Origin of the sequence: Methylobacterium sp. Leaf399 (genome assembly GCF_001424525.1) — a bacterium.
Classification (GTDB): Bacteria; Pseudomonadota; Alphaproteobacteria; order Rhizobiales; family Beijerinckiaceae; genus Methylobacterium.
This window is the reverse complement of the sequence record NZ_LMQK01000013.1, coordinates 1-20,372: the sequence shown is the minus strand read 5'-3', so window position 1 is coordinate 20,372 and position 20,372 is coordinate 1. Positions and strand designations below refer to the sequence as shown.

Genomic DNA, 20,372 nt, shown 5'->3' with positions numbered 1-20,372 from the left:
TCCCTTTTCCGATCGGTGTTTGCCGATGGGGGGATCATGCTCCGGGGCCGTCGCGGAGATTTGTCGAGAAGCCGCGATTGTGTCGCGGTCTGTCGCAGACCCGAGCGCGCCGAAACGAATCGCGACGACTTCACCGCCGAAGGATGCGCGCGGTGGTCTAGGACCGCGTGATGGAAACCCGAGACATGGACAGTGCACACGTCCTGGTGGTCGACGACCACCGCGAAATCCGCGACCCGCTGGCGGCCTATCTGAAGCGGCACGCCCTGCGCGTGAGCGTCGCCTCGGACGCCGGCGCCGCGCGCGCCGTGCTGTCGGGGGCGGCCATCGACCTCGTCATCCTCGACGTGATGATGCCGGGCGAGGACGGGCTCTCCCTCTGCCGCCACATCCGAGAGGTCCATGACACGCCGGTAATTCTGCTGACCGCCCTCGGCGAGCAGACCGACCGGATCGTCGGCCTCGAGATCGGAGCGGACGACTACGTCACGAAGCCGTTCGACCCACGCGAGCTGCTGGCGCGCGTGAAGAACCTGCTCCGCCGTGCCCGGTCGCTCCCCCGCTCCCGCGACGAGGCCCACGGGCGCCGGCTCGCCTTCGACCGCTGGACGTTGGACACGGACCGGCGCCAGCTCGTCGACGAGGCCGGGGCTACGGTGGCCCTCAGCACCGGGGAGTTCCGGTTGCTTGCCGCCCTGACGCGCCACCCCCGGATCGTGCTCTCGCGCGACCAGCTCCTCGACCTGACCCGTGGCCGCGCCGCCGACGGGTTCGACCGCAGCATCGACAACCAGGTCAGCCGCCTGCGGCGCAAGCTGGAACGCGACCCGGCCAATCCCGAACTCCTCAAGACGGTCTGGGGCGGCGGCTACGTGCTGGCGTCTGACGTGAGGACCGTGTCGTGAAGCGAGCGGCCATGGCGCTGGTGCCGCGCTCCCTCGGCGGGCGGCTGGCGCTTCTCTTGGTGATCGCGGTGGTGGGCGCGCAGGCGGTCGCCTTCGCCCTGTTCGCGCGGGAATCGTCCCTGGTCGGCCGTGCCGCGGCCCGGACCCAGGTCGTCGACCGCGTCGCCACGCTGGTGCGCCTGCTCGATACGGTGCCTGCGGACGCCGTACCGGGCGTCATCGAGGCCTATGGCTCTTCCCGGCACCGCTTCACCATCGACGCCGCCAGCCGCGTCGCCGAGGAGGAGATGGATGCGGACGAGGCCCGGTTCGCCCGCCGCCTCGACCGCCGGGTGCGGGACGGTGCGAGCCAGGCCCGGCTGCTGCTGGTGGACCGCGATGCGGACGCGTCGGCGGATCGCGCGTCGGCCAGGCCGCAGGCCCTGCGCGTCTCCGTCCGCCTCGACGACGGACGCTGGCTGAACGGCGAGGCGCCGCTGGCGCTGCATCCGCCTCCCTGGATCCGCATCGGCCTGCTCCAGACCGCCGTGAGCGTCGTGGCCGTGCTCGCCGTCGTGGCAATCGCCATGCGTGGCGTCGTGGGGCCGGTGACGGCCCTCGCCCAGGCGGCCGAACGGGCCGGGCGGGGCATCGCGGTCGATCCCTTGCCAGAGCGCGGCCCGGACGAACTGCGCACGATGACGGCGGCGTTCAACGAGATGCACACCCGGTCCCGGGCCTTCGTCACCGACCGGACCCGGATGCTGGCCGCCATCAGCCACGACCTGCGCACCCCCATCGCCTCGCTGTGGCTGCGGGCGGAGATGGTCGAGGACGTGGCCTTGCGCGAGGCGATGGTCACGACGATCGCGCGGATGGGGCGGATGGTCGATGCGACCCTGGCCTTCGCGCGCGACGATGCGATGGCGCAGGACAGCGGCCCCCTCGACCTCGCCGTCCTGATCCGATCCCTCGTCGACGAGCACACGGTGCTCGGGCGCGACGTCACCGTCTCCGGGCCCGATCCGCTTCCCTTCCACGGGCGGTCGATCGCCCTGCGCCGCGCCCTCGACAACCTCGTCGAGAACGCGGTGCGCTACGGCGGCTGCGCCCGGATCGGCCTGGACCGCTCGGACGGGGCGATCCTGATCGCCATCGACGACGACGGCCCCGGCATTTCGCCGGACCGGATCGAGGAGATGTTCGCGCCCTTCGCGCGGCTGGAGGACTCGCGCAGCGCTGAGACCGGAGGGACCGGGCTGGGCCTCGCCATCGCGCGTTCCGCCATCCGCGCGCACGGCGGCACCATCAGGCTCCTGGACCGCGACGGGGCCGGCCTGCGGGCGCAGGTGACGCTGCCGACGCAGGACATCACGAGCCGGGGCCGGACGCCCACTCCGGGTTCGTGACCCCCCGCCCGCTCAGGCGGCCCGCCGTGCCGCCTCGATCGTCAGCCCGGTCCCCACCGAGCCGAAGGTGTCGCCGTCGACCACGCGGGCGTTGGGCACCCCGGCCACCAGGGCGGCGCGGACGTGGGGCAGGCCGGTGGAGCCGCCCGTCAGGAACAGGGCGTCGATGGCGTCCGCCCTCAGCCCGGCCTGCGACAGGCAGCGGTCGATCCGCTCGGCGATGCGGCGGCTGAGTTCGTCCGTGTGGGTGACGAGGCCGGCCCGGTCGAGGTCGGCCGAGAGGCCCCGCTCCACCCAGTCGAGGTCGACCCCGCCCGCACCCGCTTCCGAGGTGGCGATCTTGGCGCCCTCCACCTCCATCGCCAGGGAATGGCCGCGCTCGGCCTCGATCACGGTGTAGAGCCGGTCCAGCAGTTCGGGGCGCTGCGCGTCGCGCCGGACCTCCTCGACCTCGCGCAGGGTCTTGGCATTGTAGAGCCGGTTGATGCTCGACCAGGTGGCGAGATCGTGGAAGTATGAGCTCGGCACGTCGAGGTCGCCGCGCTTCATCGGTGTGCCGAGGCCGAACAGCGGCATCACCGTGCCGAGACTGAGCCGGCGGTCGAAATCGGTGCCGCCGATGCGCACGCCGTCGTTGGCCAGGATGTCGCCGCCGCGGTCCGCCTTGGCGTGCCGCTCCGGCGAGAGCCGCACGATGGAGAAGTCCGAGGTGCCCCCGCCGATGTCGGCGATCAGCGCGACCTCTTCGCGGGCGACCTGGCGTTCGTAGTCGAGGGCGGCGGCGATCGGCTCGAACTGGAACGAGACGTGCGCGAAGCCGATGCTTCTGGCGATCTCCCGCAGGGCGTCCTCGGCGCGGGCGTCGCCCTCCGGGTCGCCGTCGACGAAGTGCACCGGGCGGCCGTGGACGACGGTGTCGAGGGGCCGGCCGGTGGCGGCCTCGGCCCGCGCCTTCACGGCGGCGAGATAGCGCCCGATCACGTCGCGGAAGCGGATGCGCTCGCGTCCCACCGGCGTGGTCTCCTCCAGGAGAGAGGAGCCGAGCACGGACTTGAGGCTGCGCATCAGGCGACCGGGCGTCCCCTCGACGTAAGCCGCCATGGCGGCCCGGCCGACGAGGGCATCGCGTCCGGGCTCGAAGAAGATCGCGCTCGGAATCGTGAGATGGTCGCCCTCCAGCGGCACCAGGGCCGGATGCGGCCCGGCGACGAGGCCCAGGGTCGTGTTGGACGTGCCGAAATCGAGGCCGCAAGCCGCCATGAGGGTCTCCGGTGAAGGGGGCCGGCCGGCCTACAGGCTCGGTCGCGTCCGGTCCACCGCCTTCAGGCGTCGCCGGCGCGGTTCGTCCCGATCAGGGCGAGCGAGGCGAGGAGGCGGCGCTTCAGGCGGACCAGGGCCTCCCGTTGCAAGTCGTTGGCCGGTGCCTCGGCCTCGGCCACGGATGCGAGCATCTCGACGAACTGCAGCCGCTCGGCCTCGGTCAGCGCCTCTCGGAACAGGGGCAGCAGCGGATCGGCGACGAGCGAGAACGGGCGGTGGGGGTCGGTGTAGCCGAACGCCCGCTCGTAGGTGTCGGCGACGGCCTCGATCTCCAGGGGTGCCCGCATCAGCGCGAGAATCCGCGCCGTTTCGGCGGCGGAGACGGAATCGCCGGTGCGGACGAGTTGGATCATGAGGATCACGGCGGCGAGCCTCACGTCGCGCACGCCCTCCAGGGGCGTTGCGGCGACGCTCAGCAGAGTGGGCTTGCCCCGTTGCGGCAGCGGCCCGGCGTCCTCGCTCGATGCACGCGGGTCCTGCGCCGTGCGCTGCGTGCGCAGCGACAGGAAGACGGCGATACCGCCGATCACGAGGACGAAAAGCAGGACCGGCATCAGCCATCTCCTTCAGAGCGATCGGGCACCGTTCAGAACCAGCGTGGCGCGAGGAAGATCGCGAACGCCACCACCAGCCAGGCGGCGAGCCCTCCGAGGATGGCGAGACGATGGTCGAGCGATCCTCCGAGCGCGTAGGCGACGCCGAGGAAGACCAGATAGGCGGGGATCGTCTTGGCGCCGGCCAGGCACGCCTGCCGGAAGCCCTCGGCGTCGCCCTTGGCGCCCACCGCCAGCAGCGCGATGATGGCGAAGGTCGGGGCCAGCGGCAGGATGCCGGGAAGCACGTTGCCGCGTCTCGACGCCAGCACGATCGCCATGGTGACGAGGCCGCCCACGACGCCTTTCCACAGCACGTCCATCAGCGCTCGGCCTCGTCGCGGCGCTCGGTCCGCAGGCGCTCCCAATGGGCGAGGCGATCACGGTAACGGCTCTCCACGCCCCGGTCTGTCGGATCGTAGAACCGCTGTCGCCCCAGCGCCTCCGGCCAGTAGTCCTGTCCCGAGAACGCGTCCGGCTCGTCGTGGTCGTAACGGTAGCCCTCGCCGTAGCCGATCTTGCGCATCAGCTTCGTCGAGCCGTTGAGGATGGTGCGCGGCGGCGGAAGCGAGCCGTGCTCCTTGGCGATCCTGGTGGCCGCCTTGTAGGCGGAATAGACCGCGTTCGATTTCGGTGCGCAGGCGAGATAGACGGTCACCTGCGCCAGGGCGAGTTCGCCCTCCGGCGAGCCGAGGAAGTCGAAGGCGTCCTTGGCGGCAGTCGCCACCACCAGGGCCTGCGGGTCGGCCAGCCCGATGTCCTCCACCGCCATCCGCACGAGGCGCCTGGCGATGAACAGCCGGTCCTCGCCCCCGTCGAGCATCCGGCACAGGTAGTACAGCGCCGCGTCCGGGTCCGAGCCGCGCACGGTCTTATGCAGGGCGCTGATCAGGTTGTAGTGCCCCTCCTGGGACTTGTCGTAGATCGGCGCCCGGCGCTGGACGATCGCCTGCAACGCCTCGGCATCGAAGATCTCGCCCTCCTTGGCCGAACGCCAGAGCTCCTCGGCCAGGGTCAGCGAGGCGCGCCCGTCGCCGTCGGCCATGCGCACGAGGACGCCGCGGGCCTGCTCGTCCAGCGGCAGGGGCCGGCCGGTCATCGCTTCGGCCCGCACCAGCAGCTTGTCGATGGCCGCCTCGTCGAGGGCACGGAACAGCAGCACGCGGGCCCGCGACAGAAGCGCCGCGTTGAGCTCGAACGAGGGGTTCTCGGTGGTCGCACCGACCAGCGTCACGGTGCCGTCCTCCATCACCGGCAGGAAGGCGTCGAGCTGGGCGCGGTTGAAACGGTGGATCTCGTCGACGAACAGCAACGTCCCCTGGCCGGTGGTCCGACGCCGGCGGGCGGCCTCGAACACCTTCTTGAGGTCGGCGATGCCCGAGAAGATCGCCGAGATCTGCTCGAAGGCCATGTCGGTCTCGTGCGCGAGCAGCCGCGCCACCGTGGTCTTGCCGGTGCCCGGCGGCCCCCAGAACACCAGCGAGCCGAACGCCTTGCCGGCCAGCAGCCGGGTCAGGGCCCCGTCCGGCCCGGTCAGATGCTCCTGGCCCACCACCTCGGCGAGGCTGGCCGGGCGAAGGCGATCCGCGAGCGGGCGGGGGGCGGTGGACTGAAGGCCGGCGGCGGCGAAGAGATCGGACATGGCGCGCATGAAGACGCGGGCGGCGCAGGACCGCAACCGTGAAAACGGCGACGTCCCCTTGAGCTTTCGGGAAAGCGTCGCGCTGGGGGGCTCGCTGGATGTGTCGCGTCACGCTCGATCGCGCATGGCTGTAGGATGTGCCTCCCGATCGATGGCGAGGGTGTCCTTATGTCGATGACGAACGCATTCGACCTTTCCCGACGCGCGGCGCTGATCGGCTTGACGGCGGTGCCCTCGCTGATCCGGCCGGCGCGGGCGGCGCCTGCACCGGCGCGACTTGCACCGGGTTCCTGCCTCCTCACGCCGCGATCGATCGAGGGCCCGTTCTATCTCGATCCGCGTCTCGTACGGCCGGTCCTGGCCGAGGGTCGCCCGGGTGTGCCGCTGCGACTGGACCTGCGGGTCATCGCGGCCGGAGGCTGCACGCCGCTTTCGGGGGCGCGGGTCGACGTCTGGCATGCGGACGCGCAGGGGGTGTATTCGGGCTACGAGGGCCAGGGCGACGGGCGGCGCCTCTCGACGGTGGGACAGACGTTCCTGCGTGGCACGCAGTTCAGCGACGAGGCCGGCGCGGTCACCTTCGAGACCATCCATCCCGGGTGGTATCCGGGCCGTGCGACCCATGTCCATTTCAAGGTGTTCGTCGGTCCGCGCACCCTGGTCACCGGCCAGATGTACTTTCCCGACGCGGTCAACGCAACGATCTACCGCACCGCCGCCTATGGTGGGCGGCGGCTGGCGCGCGACACCCTCAACGCCACCGACGTCTTCGCCCGCTCCGAAGATCCCCGGCGTCTCGGCTTCTGCGCCATGAGGCCGGAGGGAAGCGGATACGTCGCCGACCTCAACATCGTGGTCGAGGCCGGCAGGGGCTGACGCTCACCCCCCGAACACCGACGTCAGCACCGTGCCGCCGCGGTTGATCGAGACCTCCCAGGCGTTGAAGGCGGTGCGGGTCATGCGCTCCAGGTCCTTGGTGGTCGAGACCGGGGTGCCGTTGATCGCGACGATGACGTCGCCCTTCTGCAAGCCGGCCCGGTTGGCGAAGGAGCCCTCGTCGACGCTGGCAACCGCGACGCCCTCGCTCGAGAAATCCACCTGCAGTTCCTCGGCGATCGCCGGCGAGGTGTTCACGAGGGTGGCCCCCATGAACGGCGAGCGGGTCTTGACCTTGAGGAGGTCGCGCGGGCGCGTCTCCGGCGCGGCGCCGAGCTTGATCGCGATGGTGGAGCGGGTGGTGCCGCGCTGGATGCCGAACTTGGTGTGGCCGCTCAGGCCCTTGAGGGCGAAGCGGTAGCCGAAGGCCTCGGGGTCGTCGACCGCCTTGCCGTCCACCGTCAGGATGAGGTCGCCGCGCTTCAGGCCGGCTTCCTCGGCCGGGCTCTTGGGCTGCAGGCTCGCCACCAGCACGCCGGTGGGATGGTCGAGCTCCATGCTCTCGGCGATGTCGGGGGTGACGCTCTGCACTCGCGCCCCGAGCCAGGGCCGGCGCACGGTGGAGGCGCCCGCCTTGGCGGTCTCCACCACCGCGTGGACCATGCTGGCGGGGATGGCGAAACCGATGCCGTGGCTGCCGCCCGACTGCGAGTAGATCGCGGTGTTGATGCCCACCAGGCGCCCCTGCAGGTCGACCAGCGCCCCTCCGGAATTGCCCGGGTTGATCGCCGCATCGGTCTGGATGAAGAACTGGTAGTCGGACGAGCCGACCTGGTTGCGCGCCAGCGCCGAGACGATGCCCTGCGTCACCGTCTGGCCGACGCCGAAGGGGTTGCCGATCGCCATCACGAAGTCGCCGACCTCGAGCGTATCGGAATCGCCGAAGGGCATCGGCACGAGGCCGCCGGACGGCGCCTTGATCTTGATGACGGCGAGATCGGTGCGCGGATCGCGCAGCACCACGGTGGCCTCGAACTCGCGCCGGTCGGCCAGCGCGATGCGAACCTCGTTCATGTTGTCGATGACGTGGTTGTTGGTGATGATGAGCCCGCTCTCGTCGACGATCACGCCCGAGCCGAGGGAACGTTGCGCCCGCTCGCCCGGGGCCCCGCGCCGACCGGACCCCTCCTCGCCGAAGAACCGGCGCATGAACTCGTCCATCGCGCTGCGACTGGTGCCGCGCTTCTCGACATGGGACGCGTAAACGTTGACCACCGCCGGTGCGGCCCGCTTCACGACCGGAGCGAAGGACAACTGCACCTGCCCCTTGCCCTGCGGCGCCACCTTCTCGGGCGCCACCTCCGGTGTCTTCATGATCTGCGCGGCGGCGGGACCCGCGCCGAGGCCGACGACGAGCAGCGAGGCGAGCAAGGCGGTACGAGGCGGCATCGGACTCTCCGGAATCGATCGGGGACCGTGCATGCGCCGCCTTGACGGTCTGCACGCGGTCCCGCGTCGTTCGCGGATGTCTAGCCCCGTCGCCCGGCCGGCGCGAGGGGGTTAAGCGTTCGCCTTCCGCGGCCGGACGGGCGATGCCGCCTCGGCGTCGGGGGAGGGCGTCGTGACGACCCGCCCGAGGTGGTTCGCGATCCGGCCCATGCAGGTGATGGACGCCTCGGCGGCGCGCTGGACCTCGGTGACGTGGAGGCGGACCGCTTCGGCGGGGGATCGCGCCGCCGCCAGGGACTGCCAATGCGCGACGGCTGCCAGTCCTTCGTTCAACAGGAACGCCTGCAGGGTCGCGCCGGCCGAGACGAGATCGCTCGGGACGGTGTGCGGGCGTGTCACCGCCTCGGTCGGAACCACGAAAGGAGATTCGGGTGGCTCTTCCGGCGGCTCGAGTGCCACCAGGGCGAGGCCGACCGCGGGAAGGGGAAACGGCGGAACGAGCGATTCCGGATCGGCGGCGGACGACGCTGGCTTCGCCGGTGCGTCGGCAGGGGTGGTGTCGAGGTCGACCGGAGCCCGCGATGCCCCGTCACTCTCCGGTGTCGGATCGGACCGCAACGCCATGACGAAATCGGTCGGCGGCGTCTCGGGCACGACCTCGGCGAGGTCGGGAATGGGGCCCGGCTCCGTATCCGTGGCCGCGCCCGGAAGCGTGACGACGGGAACGGGCATCGTGTCGGTGGACAACTTGGGCGGAAGCGGTCCGCGCTTCGAGGGCCGCACGGGCATCCGCTTCACCATGGTCCATTCTCCCTACCCGCGACCCGACCCGGCTTTGCGCCGGTCACGGGATGGACGGATCGTCTCGCGCGATCCGTCCCGATGATACCCGGCAAAGAAGACGATGCCGCGTCTCCGTCCCTCACGTCACCGGCGGCGACCTCACCGTCGGCCGGTCGCTGCCCTTCGTCGCTTCATACCATTTTCCGGTTGATCACTTCGTGATGCGGAAATGGGCTTCGCTCAGGCGCCGCGCGGGCTCGGTTGTGCGGTTCCCGCTTGATTTAAGCGGAAACCGTATCAGACGGCCGGTTTGACGGCGGTCTGGGCCAGCACTCCAAGGTCCTTTGCCTGGGCTTGCAGTGCCGCCATCTGGCTCTTCAGGAACTCGGCCTGGAGCGTGAAGGCCTCGCGCAGGTCACGGGTGCGGACCAGCTTCTGGGCGAAATCGAAGGTCGCATTGGCGTTCGTCTGAACGTGGTCGAGACCCTTCGCGACGACGCCCTGCATCGAACTCTGGAGCGTCTGCGTCTGCTCGCTGGCCTTCACGGCGGTGCCGATCAGCGTGCCCACGGCGTTGCGCGCCTGGTCGACGCTCTTTTCCGCGAAATCGCGCATCTCGGCCGGGATTTCGAAGGTGGGGGCGTTCATGGGTGTTCTCCTGTCGATCCGACACAGCGAATCATGCTGCATCACGGCAGAAATATATTGCACTGCAATATCCACGTCAAGAACGCGGATACGATCTCGGTGGTCCCGCCGCCGCCCAAGGTCATCGACTGTCCATCCACCGAACGAACGAGCCGATGGAACGGATTCGCGACCCCGCATGACCGCCATCGCCGATTCAGTACCGATCATGCCGAGCGCACGACCCGGCTATCGTGTACAGCACCGTCGACGGAATTTCGCTTCGATTTTTCGAAGAGGCCCGCCGCTTGGCCGGCTTCGGCGGCGCGAGGACATGCAGGGGGAGGACATGCAGGGGGAGGACATGCAGGGGCATGTCGGCGAAGACGACGGGGATTCGCTCACGCCGGTCGCGCAGGCGAGCCGCAGGGCAACGCGCCGTCGCGCTCTCAGGGTCGGGACGCCTGCGTGCGCTCCATGAGGCGGGACGTCGGTTCGAAAACGCGGCATCGGTCGCGCGCGAGGCGCGATCGATGCCGCCACAACCCAGCCTTCCGGCTTACCGTTGGTCGTACCGATAGGCTTCCAGCGCGCTTTCGATCGCCCAAGACTTCGCGCCGGTCTTCGATACGAAAAACGTCAGATCTTCCGCCTCTGCTATGGGCCGGGCGAATTCTTCGATGGCATGATAGTATGACCGGCTTCGATAGTCGTGCACGCCGATGATGGCATTTCGATCCAATCGCCGCAGAGCCTGCAGAAAGCACGCCACGCGAAAGCGTCCATCGACCAGACAGAGGTCGAAGTCGCCGGACGCGTTGAGAATGGTCTCGTGATACTTCGGATACTGCGGACGGTGGTCGCTGGATATGGGAACGCCCCAATTTCCCGTGGGGCCGATGTCGACGTGGATCAATCGACGCTCGTGACCCGACGGCGCGATTTGCTGGGAGATTTTTTCGATCCAGGCCACGTCCGAGTCGATCGCGACGAGCGGGCCGTCCACGACGCCGGCCGCGAAAAGTGTACTTCCGCCGAGTCCGAACTCGAAGTAGCATTTCGACTGCGTCACGAAATTCTTGAACAACTCCGCTTCGCGCGCGCTCATTCTCAACGTCATGGCAATCGGTATCTCGTGCTCAAAGGCCGCTGGTCGGCGAAGTTTAGGTCGCGACGACGCTAACCGGATTGGCGACGACGAACCAGCCCCGTGACGATGGGTGCCCTTCGACGCGAAAGAAAGCCCGCGTCGGCGCCGGCACGAGCGGGCCTCTTGCGGTATCGCGGGCCCGAACAGAGTTTCTCCCCGAGGCGAGGCTTGTCCTCGTCGGTCGCCTGGCTCAAACACGGGCGGCTGAACGGCGGCTTTGCAGCGAGGCGGCGAGCCGGACCGGCACGGTGACCGGCAGGGCATGGCGCGGGGGGCCTGGCCCTCCGCATGCATCGGGGACGGTCGTCCCCCTCGCCCGTGCGGGACGTGACGGCAGAACGGGTGGAGAGGGACGGCATCGATGAAGAAGGTTTATCCGGATGCGACGGCGGCGCTGGCCGGTGTCCTCAAGGACGGCATGACGATCATGGCCGGCGGGTTCGGCCTGTGCGGCATCCCGGACGAGCTGATCGACGCCATCCAGGCCTCGGGCGTCAAGGATCTCACCGTGATCTCGAACAACGCCGGCATCGACAACGTCGGTCTCGGCAAGCTCCTGCAGACCCGCCAGGTCGCGAAGATGATCTCGTCCTACGTCGGCGAGAACAAGGAGTTCGCCCGGCAGTACCTCGGCGGTGAGCTCGCCATCGAGTTCAATCCGCAGGGCACGCTGGCCGAGCGCATCCGCGCCGGCGGCGCCGGTATCCCGGCCTTCTTCACCAAGACCGGGGTCGGCACTCTGATCGCGGAGGGCAAGGACGTCCGCACCTTCGACGGCGAGGACTACGTGATGGAACGCGGCCTGTTCGCCGACCTCGCCATCGTCCACGCCTGGAAGGGCGATACCGAGGGCAACCTCGTCTACCGGAGGACGGCGCGCAACTTCAACCCGATGATGGCCACCGCCGCGACGATGACCGTGGCGCAGGTGGAGCACCTCGTCGAGCCGGGCGAGCTCGACCCGGACGCGATCATCACCCCCGGCATCTTCGTCAAGCGCATCGTCCACGTGGCGATCCGTGAAAAGCGCATCGAGCAGCGCACCACCCGCAAACGCGGCGAGCCGGCCAATCCGGCCGCCGCCGCCGGCGTCGTCTGAGGGAGCTTCCAAACCATGGCCTGGACCCGCGAACAGATGGCCGAGCGCGCCGCGAAGGAGCTGCAGGACGGCTACTACGTGAACCTCGGCATCGGCATCCCGACCCTCGTCTCGAACTACATTCCCGACGGCATGTCGGTGCAGCTGCAGTCGGAGAACGGCATGCTCGGCATGGGGCCGTTCCCCTTCGAGGGCGAGGAGGACCCCGACCTCATCAACGCCGGCAAGCAGACCATCACGGCGCTGCCGACCACGAGCTACTTCTCGTCGTCCGATTCGTTCGGGATGGTCCGCGGCGGCCACATCAACCTGTCGATCCTGGGCGCGATGCAGGTGGCGCAGAACGGCGACCTCGCCAATTGGATGATCCCCGGCAAGATGGTGAAGGGCATGGGCGGCGCCATGGACCTCGTGGCCGGCGTCAAGAAGGTGGTGGTGGTGATGGAGCACACCGCCAAGGGCAAGGACGGGTCCGAATCGCCCAAGCTCCTCAAGGCTTGCGACCTGCCGCTCACCGGCACCGCCGTCGTCGACATGGTGATCACCGATCTGGGCGTCTTCACCATCGACAAGAAGGGCGACGGCGGCATGACCCTGGTCGAACTCGCCGAGGGCGTGAGCGAGGACGAGGTCCGTGCCAAGACGGAGGCGAGCTTCGCCGTCGCCTTGACCTGAAGGCCAGCGGGATCGTTTCGGGACGATCCGCTCCCGGCCGGGGGCGACACGGCTAAGCCAGCGTTAAGCGGACTCGTAGACCTTGACCGAAAGCCGGACGGCGCGCGGCACGCAGGGCGGGGCGCCACCGGACGGTTCACGAGGGTCGAGGCGTATGGGTAGCGTTGCGTTGCAGCGGGACGACAATGTTGTGCCGTTCCGCCGGCTGGGGTCACCGCCTCCTGGCGCCACGCCGGCGCCCTCGGCCCTGGCCGCCCGGCGCGGCGACCAGCGCGCCTTGATGGATGCGGTCTATGCCACCGGCACTCTGGCCGTGGCGGCCGGCGACCGCGAGACCAAGCTGATCGCCTCGCGGCTCCAGGTCTACGGATTCCTCGTGGTCGAGGAGGTGACGGACGCGGGCACCTTTCGCCGGCTGCGTCCGTCGGAGGCGATCCGCGCCCGCACCGAGCGGCCCTGGCGCGTCTCGAAGGCGTCCCATGCCACGGGCGACGGCCCCTCGGTGACGATCCCGGCCGTCGACGGCTTCCTGTTCGACCAGCCGGCCTGAACCGGCCTTCAGCGCAGGTAGATCACGCTGTAGAGGGTACGGCGCAGCTCGCTCTCGAGAAGCCAGACGCGACCGTCCTCGCAGCGTTCACGGACTCCTGCGCGCATCCGCGAGCAATACTCGCCGGTGTTGTCCTGCACGAGGTAGCGGCACTGGCCGCCCTCGCGCCTGCGGGCGATGACGGTGCTCGAATGGTCGGCGGCGAGATCCGGGTCCTTGGGGTCGCGCTCCTGGAGTTCGTACCAGCTGTAGCCGATGGTCGGGGCGCGGCCGCGGTCGAGGGCGTAATCCACCATCGCCAGCATGCGGGTCACCTGGCGCGGATGCGGGGCGCGGCCGGCTTCCACCCGCTCCATGAAGTCGAGCTGGTTCGAGGCGACCCGGTAGGAGACCGGCAGCAATGGCACCGGCAGGGGGCGACGGCGGCAACGTTGCCCGACGAGCGCGAGCCAGCCGGCGTTGAAGGCATCCGCACGCCGGCTGCGCAACTGCGCCACGGTGGCGCCGACCGCACGCAGGCACTGCCGAGGTGCGCGCACCTCGCTGCTGAAACGCAGCGCCGCGAACCGCGCGGTGAAATGCGCGTAGCCCTCGTGGCTCGGCAGGTCCCGCTCCTCGCACAGGCCGTCGATGTTGTAGAGGAGCGCGGAGGCATCCTCCTCGCCACCCTCGAGCTTGTCGAAATACGGTTCGGCCCGCGGGTTGCGATCCCTCGAGACTTCCGCCGCGTTCCGGGCCCAGGCGATGTCGGCGAGGTAGCCGGGATGGGCACGCAGGTGCGCCTGTAGCGCCGGGTCGGGAATCGCGGCGAGGCGGGCCGGATCGGCGAAATAGAACTTGGTGGCGACGTCGAGGGGCGAGACCGCCACCCCCACACGCTGCGAAATCATGTCGGCGGTGGCATAGGCATAGCAGATCGCGCTGTCGCCCTGGCCCACCGGGATATCGGTGGGACGCGGCGACAGTTTCACGCCGCCGGGCAGGGCATGGGTGGCGGCCGGCACGTCGATCCTGACGGCCGGGCAGCCTGCGGCACGGGCGTAGACGGGGTCGGGCGGCAGCAATCGCAACGGCGCGGCCCCGGCGCCGCCGGAGCCGAGAAGCGCCGCCACCAGGGCGAGCCGGATCCAAGCCCAAGCCGACACGTCCTCGGTCCTCCACCGCCGGCCCTGTGCCGACGAAGCAGGTGTCTATCCGAAATCCGCAGTCCGTGAAGCGGGGGCTTCCCGGATCCAAGCCCCGGATGGCGAAGAAGGGTCGGGACCGATCCCGGCGGTGTCGGTTTCTCCGGCGACAGCCTAAGCCGCCGCTCCGGCACGGGCGTCTTTCGGCATGGGCTGGCGCCAATCGGCACCGACCGGGTCCGAAGCCGTGCCCCGCGCAATCGTGCAGGCCGGCGATCTGTCGCTCGGCTCAAACCACCGAAAAGTCGGCGTGCGTGAGGGAGGCTTTGTTGTCGAGAATGGCAAATTGCATCGCGGCCGAGGCGGTGCCGTTCCCGTCGGCATCGTAGGACAAGCCTCCCGTCGCCTTGTCGTAGAGGACGCGGTCGTTCGCATCGGTCGCGCCGGTGGAGAGGTCCTTGAATGCCGTCGCGGCCAGGGGACCGGCTCCGAGCGCCGCGAAGACGCTGCGCGCGAGCTGGATGGTGTCGTCGGGAACCGAGAAATCCGAAATTCGGTCGACGTTGCCGGCGCCCAGCCCGGTGCTGAAGGCGAAGGTATCGCCCCCGCCGCGACCGTAGAGGACGTCGGCCCCACCACCGCCATTGAGGATGTTGGCGCCGGCGTTTCCGACCAGCGTGTTGGCGAAGGCGTTGCCGGTCAGATCGATCGACCCCGTTCCGGCCTCGCTGGTGGTGTCCAGCCGCTCGATCTCCTGACCCACCGCCAAGACATAGCTCACGCTCGCCAGGACCTTGTCGCTGCCGCCGCCCGCCGCCTCGAACACCCGGTCGTCTGCATTGTCGACGAAATAGAAGTCGCCGCCGCCGCGGCCGTAGAGCAGGTCGGCGCCGCCACCGCCGTTGAGGATGTTGACGCCGGCGTTGCCGACCAGCGTGTTGGCGAAGGCGTTGCCGGACAGGTTGATCGACCCCGTGCCGGCTTCGCTGGTGGTGTCCAGCCGTTCGATCTCCTGGCCCGCCGTCAGGGTAAAGCTCACGCTCGTCAGGACCTTGTCGCTGCCGCCGCCCACCGCCTCGAAGACCCGGTCGTTGCCGTTGTCGACGAAGTAGAAATCGCTGCCACCACGGCCGTAGAGCAGGTCGGCGCCGGCCCCGCCGTCGATGATGTTGACGCCGGCGTTGCCGACCAGCGTGTTGGCGAAGGCGTTGCCGGACAGGTTGATCGATCCCGTGCCGGATTCGTTTGTGGTGTCGAGCCGCTCGATCTCCTGGCCCGCCGCCAGGGTGTGGCTGATGCTCGTCAGGACCCGGTCGCTGCCGCCGGCCACTGCCTCGAACACCCGGTCGCCCGAACTGTCGATGTAATAGACGTCGTTGCCGCCCCGGCCGTAGAGCAGGTCGGCGCCCAGACCGCCGTTGAGGATGTTGATACCGGCGTTACCGACCAGCGTGTTGGCGAAGGCGTTGCCCGAGAGGTTGATCGACCCGGTGCCGGCTTCGTCGGTGGTGTCGAGCCGCTCGATCTCCTGGCCCGACGCCAGGGTATGGTTCACGCTCGTGAAGACCCTGTCGCTGCCGCCTCCGGCGGTTTCGACGACCTGATCTCCAGAACTGTCGACGTAGTACCAGTCGATGCCGGCACCGCCCGCCATCGTGTCCTGACCGAGACCGCCTGTCAGGACGTTCGCGTCCCCGTTTCCGGTCAGCCGGTCGCCGAAGGCGGAGCCGATCAGGCGCTCGATGAAAACCAGGCGATCGCCCTGCGCAGTCCCTCCGGTGCCGAGGCCGGTCGTCAGGTCGACGACGACGGCCGCATTCGACCCGGAGTAATCGGCGGTGTCGCTCCCGTCGCCGCCGTCGAGGGTGTCGGCTCCGCCCAGCCCGACCAGTCGGTCGGTGCCGCCCCGCCCGGACAGGGCGTTGCCGGCCGCGTTTCCTGTGAGCACGTCCCCGAAGGCCGAGCCGCCGAGGTTCTCGATGGCGATGAGCGTATCGCCCGCGGCGACGCCGGTATGGACGCCGGTCGACAGGTTGACGGTGACGCCCGCTGGCGCCGTCGCGTAATCGGCCCAATCGATGCCGGCGCCGCCATCGATCGTGTCGGCGCCAGCGCCCCCTTCGAGGGTATCGTTCTGCAGGCCGCCGAGCAGCCGGTCGATCCCGGCGCCACCGCTCATGACGTCGGCCGTGGCACCGCCGGTGATCGTTTCGCTGGCATCTCCCCCATAGACGTCGATCTTCGTGAAGCCGTCCGCCGCAAAGCCGTCCGATCCACGGCCGGTGGCGTAGTCGAACGACCACGCCGCTGCGCCGGCGGCCCGGGTCAGGACGAGGCGATCGACCCCGCCGCCGCCCGCCACCCGATCGCCGGCACTGGCGATGAGTTGCACGAGATCGTCGCCGGCCCCACCGTCGAGGCTGTCCTCGCCGGCACCGCCGTCGAGGGTGTCGCTCGCCCCGAGCCCGAAGAGCGTGTCGTTGCCGTCGAGCCCGACCAGCCAGTTCGAGGCCGCGCTGCCGGTGATTCGGTCGCTGTAGATCGATCCGCGGATGTTCTCGAAATCGACGAGTGCATCGCCTTCGGCGGTTCCGCCGATGCCGGCGATCTTGCCCGCACTGATGTCGATCGTCACGCCGGCATTCGAATCCGAGTAGTACGCCCAGTCGGACCCGTCGCCGCCGTCCATGTAGTCGGCCCCGGCGCCGCCGACGAGGGTATCGTCGCCGCCATGCCCGGCCAGCTGATCGTTGGCGTCGTTGCCCGATACCTGATCGGCGCCGCCCTGGCCCCAGATCTGGTCCGCGGCGGTGCCGCCGACGAGGGTATCGTCGTAGCCGGAGCCCTCGATGTTCTCGATCGAGACCAGCGTGTCGCCCTGCGCGTCGCCGTACAGGACCTTGCCGCCCTGGAACGAGAAATCGACGTAGACGCCCGCCGTCGAGCCGGCATAGCTGATCCAATCGGAGCCGTCGCCGCCGTCGAGGGTATCGCCGCCGGCGCCGCCCTCCAGCGTGTCCGAACCGCCGCGTCCGTAGAGCGCATCGGCCCCGGCCCGTCCGGCGAAGCTCTCCGAGGCTGCAGAGCCCGCGATCGAGTCCGCCACAGACGACCCGGCGATCCGTTCGATCGAGATCAGGGTATCGTTGGCCGCGGCGCCGCCGTAGGTGCGCGCGTCGACATCGATCGTGACCGCCACCGAGCCCTCGTAGGACGCCGTGTCGAAGCCGATGCCGCCGTCGAGGGTATCGAACCCGGCGCCGCCGATCAGGATATCGGAGCCGTCGTCGCCCTGCAGGGTATCGCTGCCGCCGTAGCCCTGCAGGGTGTCGTCGCCGCCACCGCCGCGCAGTTCGTTCTGGCTGTCGTTTCCGCCGAGGGAATCGTCGAACCGGGAGCCGACCAGCCCTTCGATGCTGACCAGCGTGTCGTCCTGAGCGAAGCCTCCGAGCACCTTCCCGATCGAGAAGTCGACATAGACGTCGGTGGTCGAGGCGCTGTAGTCGGCGAAATCGAGGCCGTCGCCGCCGTCGAGGTAGGTCGCGCCCGCGCCCGAGACGAGGAAGTCGCGGTCCTGCTCGCCAAAAAGCCGGTCGATGCCGCCGCCGCCGATGAGCGTATCGAAGCCCAGGCCGCCGAAGAGGGTGTCGTTGCCTTGTCCGCCATCGAGTCGGTTGTTGGCGTTGTTGCCCCGGATGGTGTCGTTCCCCGTGCCGCCGACCGCGTTCTCGATCAGGGGACGCAGGTAGTTGCTCGAACTTGTGTCGTCGATGACGAGCCAGGCATTGGCGATGTTGCCCCGGGCAAACACGGCCTGGCCGGCGGCATCCGTCCCCAGCCGGGCGAGTTGCACCGTACTGGTGGTGGTCCAGCCGACGTTGGGGTCGTCGGAGGTACCCGGCCGCAGGTCGACGCCGAGGTTCGTACCGTAGCTCGAGAAATCGTAGGTATCGACGCCGCCGCCGTCCCAGATGGTGCGGAAGATGCGGTTGCCGTCCGGTGCCGTCGCCGCGTCCTGGGCGACGCCGTTGATCTCCATGTTGCCCGTCGTGGGACGCCATTTGTAGACCGTGTCGGTGGCATTCGAACCGTAGTTGGCGCCGTAGACGTTCTGGATCGCCGCAATGTCGACGGCCATCAGGCTCTGGGCGTAGCTGTTGCCCTCATTGCCATAGCCCCCTCCCGCCGTGTCCCCGACGAAGGACCGGTACGTCATCACCGAGAACTCCATCGAGTCCCAGTTGGAGGGCAGGTTCCCGAAGTTGTCGCCGATACCGGCATCCCCGTGGGGATGGTCCATTCCGAGTACGTGGCCGATCTCGTGGATGATCGTGTGATAGGCGTAGGTCCCCTTCACGGGGTCGGTCATGTCGTTGGTGCCGCCGGCGGGATTGTCGTTGAACCACATGTCGCCCCATTCGCGACGATCGTAGCTGTCCGGGTCGGGCGGGATGCCGTAGGCCGTGCCGACGGTCTCATTATAAGCGCTCGTAGACTCGTAGGTGCCGTTGACGTTCCGGTCCACGGCATCGGCGCGGGCGAACTTGAGTCTCGCGTCGTTCGTCGTGACCTCCTGGAAGGTCAGGAGCGAGACGGCCGAGTAGCTGGCGAGGACCTCCCTGACGGCGGTGTTTTGCTGCGCGAGCAGGGCGCCGAACCCGGAGACACCGTAGCCATAGCCGGTCGCCGTCGTCGGGATCTGGAAGGTGAGGTTCCGATTTGCCCAGTGCCGGTCCCAAAGGAGGGCGTCGACGATCGTATTGCCGCTGGCGTCGGTGACGGCGGAATCGCCAACTTGTCCGGCCATGGTACCTCCTCGGGAGTGATCCCTGACGGTTTTCGGTCACATGATGGTGCGTGGCCGCGTGCAGATTGCACGACACGACCGCATCTCGCGGCGATCTCACCCACTTCAAGCGGGATTTTTTTGGTCGAGGATTGGATACACGATTCAAAATCAATGTGAAAGCGTCGCATCATATCCGAATGCAGTAAATTGCAGGCGCCGAAATCAAGCGCGAAACCCATGGATCGATGAAAACTGGCCTTCACCTGCCATTGCCGTGGGTCGTCGTCTCTGCGCGGCCTCCGGAAGGGCGTCGATCGATTTCATGCAACCGCGGACGATTTGGTGATTCAGGGGCACGCGGCAGGATCGCGCATACGGATCACCGAACGGCGCGATCACTTTCAAGGCATTGCAGTGTCTGAGGACCGAGGAGATGCGGCACCGGCTCGGTCGTGGTAGGAAAGCGGCCCAACGCAGTCGTGATTCCATGGCGCTGACGATCCAACCCATCGAGGCACCGTATCCCGCCCTCGGCATCGCGACGCATTTCCTGGCGCGGCGGGCGCCCTTCTCCGGGTTCCGCTTCGGCGACTTCGTCAATACGCTCGACGGTCAAATCCGGCGCAGACATGCGTTGTTCGCGATCGACGACGGGCGCATGGTCGGTTATCTCGGCTGGGCGGTCTACAGCGCCGAGGATGCGCGCCAGTTCGCGTGCACCGGCCGGCCACCGCCCAACGACCGCGCCAATGGCACCGAGGTCGTGTGGGTCCTGACCGCGGCCGCGGTGTCGCCGGCAGGTTTCAAGGCCCTGATCGACACCGGCAAGAGCCTGAACATCGGCCGGCGCGCCATGGGCGTCCGATACAAGCCATCCGGCGCGAAGATCGTGTTCGACCAGCTCATTCGTGCGCGCCATAACGGGCCGGCGGGGCGCTATTCGGACTGAACCGTCGCTGCGTGTCGGTCACGTTTCGCACGACTAGCCAGTGTATCAGGCCGACGCCACCGGCATCGATCAATGAGAACGGCAGCCGTCCTGAAGTTCTGAAATTCGGTATCGCCGGATTGGCAGGCGGCAACCAAGCCTCGAGATCGCGCTCTGTCATCGCATGAGAGATGGACGCGCTCCTCGAACCGTCACCGGCCGGGTTCCGCGGGGCGGTGACAGCCGAGACGGGCATCCGGACGCTTGGGAGCGTCCGGATGCCCGGGCTGGCGGTGCCGGTCGCGACGCGGTCGCACCCGATCCGCTCCTTGCGCTCGGGCGAGCGCGCGGAGGGTCGGGTGACCCCGCCCGTCACACGATGAAAAAGTCGAGGTGCGTGAGGGCGGCCTTGGTGTCGATGGTGGCGAACTGCACCGCGGCCGAGGCCAGGCCGCTGCCGTCGGCGTCGTAGGA

At 68.9% G+C, this 20,372-nt stretch carries 17 protein-coding genes; 7 read left to right on the top strand and 10 right to left on the bottom strand.

Features of this window, described 5'->3' with window-relative positions:
* Positions 1-170: 170 nt before the first annotated feature.
* Positions 171-905 (top strand): response regulator, encoded by a 735-nt coding sequence (locus ASG40_RS10375; RefSeq protein WP_274533826.1) that lies wholly within the window; start codon positions 171-173, stop codon positions 903-905.
* Positions 902-2,293, top strand: a complete 1,392-nt coding sequence (locus ASG40_RS10370; protein ID WP_156387662.1) for an ATP-binding protein — start codon at positions 902-904, stop codon at positions 2,291-2,293. Before ASG40_RS10375 ends, ASG40_RS10370 begins: the two co-directional genes overlap by 4 nt.
* A 12-nt stretch (positions 2,294-2,305) precedes the next feature.
* Here the strand turns inward: ASG40_RS10370 and ASG40_RS10365 are convergent, their stop codons facing one another.
* The 4 genes from ASG40_RS10365 to ASG40_RS10350 all read right to left on the bottom strand — a co-directional run bounded on the left by ASG40_RS10365 (position 2,306) and on the right by ASG40_RS10350 (position 5,848).
* Positions 2,306-3,553 (bottom strand): Hsp70 family protein, encoded by a 1,248-nt coding sequence (locus ASG40_RS10365; protein WP_055884827.1) that lies wholly within the window; start codon positions 3,551-3,553, stop codon positions 2,306-2,308.
* A gap of 62 nt (positions 3,554-3,615) precedes the next feature.
* The gene (locus ASG40_RS10360; RefSeq protein WP_055884824.1) at positions 3,616-4,167 is read right to left on the bottom strand and encodes a hypothetical protein; all 552 of its coding nucleotides are present in this window, start codon (positions 4,165-4,167) and stop codon (positions 3,616-3,618) included.
* A gap of 32 nt (positions 4,168-4,199) precedes the next feature.
* The gene (locus tag ASG40_RS10355; protein WP_055884822.1) at positions 4,200-4,529 is read right to left on the bottom strand and encodes a GlpM family protein; all 330 of its coding nucleotides are present in this window, start codon (positions 4,527-4,529) and stop codon (positions 4,200-4,202) included.
* A complete protein-coding gene (locus ASG40_RS10350) occupies positions 4,529-5,848 on the bottom strand; it encodes a replication-associated recombination protein A (RefSeq protein ID WP_055884884.1) in 1,320 nt (439 codons plus the stop codon). The genes ASG40_RS10355 and ASG40_RS10350 overlap by 1 nt, the downstream gene beginning before the upstream one ends.
* 174 nt (positions 5,849-6,022) lie before the next feature.
* Between ASG40_RS10350 and ASG40_RS10345 the strand changes: the two genes are divergently transcribed.
* Positions 6,023-6,724, top strand: coding sequence for an intradiol ring-cleavage dioxygenase (locus ASG40_RS10345; protein WP_082523998.1), 702 nt, complete (start codon positions 6,023-6,025; stop codon positions 6,722-6,724).
* A 3-nt stretch (positions 6,725-6,727) separates the two neighbouring features.
* Here the strand turns inward: ASG40_RS10345 and ASG40_RS10340 are convergent, their stop codons facing one another.
* The 4 genes from ASG40_RS10340 to ASG40_RS10325 all read right to left on the bottom strand — a co-directional run bounded on the left by ASG40_RS10340 (position 6,728) and on the right by ASG40_RS10325 (position 10,691).
* Positions 6,728-8,173 carry a DegQ family serine endoprotease gene (locus tag ASG40_RS10340; RefSeq protein WP_055884815.1) on the bottom strand — a complete coding sequence of 482 codons (1,446 nt, stop codon included), beginning with the start codon at positions 8,171-8,173 and terminating at the stop codon, positions 6,728-6,730.
* 111 nt (positions 8,174-8,284) lie between these two features.
* Positions 8,285-8,827: a hypothetical protein gene (locus ASG40_RS10335; protein ID WP_156387661.1), complete on the bottom strand. Its 543-nt coding sequence runs from the start codon at positions 8,825-8,827 to the stop codon at positions 8,285-8,287.
* Between the two features lie 426 nt (positions 8,828-9,253).
* Positions 9,254-9,604, bottom strand: a complete 351-nt coding sequence (locus ASG40_RS10330; protein WP_055884809.1) for a phasin — start codon at positions 9,602-9,604, stop codon at positions 9,254-9,256.
* A gap of 538 nt (positions 9,605-10,142) precedes the next feature.
* Positions 10,143-10,691: a hypothetical protein gene (locus tag ASG40_RS10325; RefSeq protein ID WP_156387660.1), complete on the bottom strand. Its 549-nt coding sequence runs from the start codon at positions 10,689-10,691 to the stop codon at positions 10,143-10,145.
* A 403-nt stretch (positions 10,692-11,094) separates the two neighbouring features.
* Here ASG40_RS10325 and ASG40_RS10320 point away from each other — a divergent pair, with 403 nt between their 5' ends.
* From ASG40_RS10320 to ASG40_RS10310, 3 genes are all read left to right on the top strand, one after another.
* A complete protein-coding gene (locus tag ASG40_RS10320) occupies positions 11,095-11,832 on the top strand; it encodes a CoA transferase subunit A (RefSeq protein WP_055884803.1) in 738 nt (245 codons plus the stop codon).
* A gap of 15 nt (positions 11,833-11,847) precedes the next feature.
* The gene (locus tag ASG40_RS10315) at positions 11,848-12,507 is read left to right on the top strand and encodes a 3-oxoacid CoA-transferase subunit B (RefSeq protein WP_055884800.1); all 660 of its coding nucleotides are present in this window, start codon (positions 11,848-11,850) and stop codon (positions 12,505-12,507) included.
* A 154-nt stretch (positions 12,508-12,661) separates the two neighbouring features.
* The gene (locus ASG40_RS10310; RefSeq protein WP_055884797.1) at positions 12,662-13,057 is read left to right on the top strand and encodes a hypothetical protein; all 396 of its coding nucleotides are present in this window, start codon (positions 12,662-12,664) and stop codon (positions 13,055-13,057) included.
* Positions 13,058-13,065: 8 nt separating this feature from the next.
* On the opposite strand, the gene ASG40_RS10305 is transcribed toward ASG40_RS10310, so the two are convergent.
* Complete coding sequence (locus ASG40_RS10305; protein WP_055884794.1) at positions 13,066-14,202, bottom strand: hypothetical protein; 1,137 nt, start codon at positions 14,200-14,202, stop codon at positions 13,066-13,068.
* Between the two features lie 268 nt (positions 14,203-14,470).
* The gene (locus tag ASG40_RS22380; protein WP_055884791.1) at positions 14,471-18,988 is read right to left on the bottom strand and encodes a M10 family metallopeptidase; all 4,518 of its coding nucleotides are present in this window, start codon (positions 18,986-18,988) and stop codon (positions 14,471-14,473) included.
* Positions 18,989-19,457: 469 nt separating this feature from the next.
* On the opposite strand from ASG40_RS22380, the gene ASG40_RS10295 reads away from it, so the two are divergent.
* Positions 19,458-19,919 carry a hypothetical protein gene (locus tag ASG40_RS10295; protein ID WP_055884787.1) on the top strand — a complete coding sequence of 154 codons (462 nt, stop codon included), beginning with the start codon at positions 19,458-19,460 and terminating at the stop codon, positions 19,917-19,919.
* Positions 19,920-20,372: the final 453 nt, after the last annotated feature.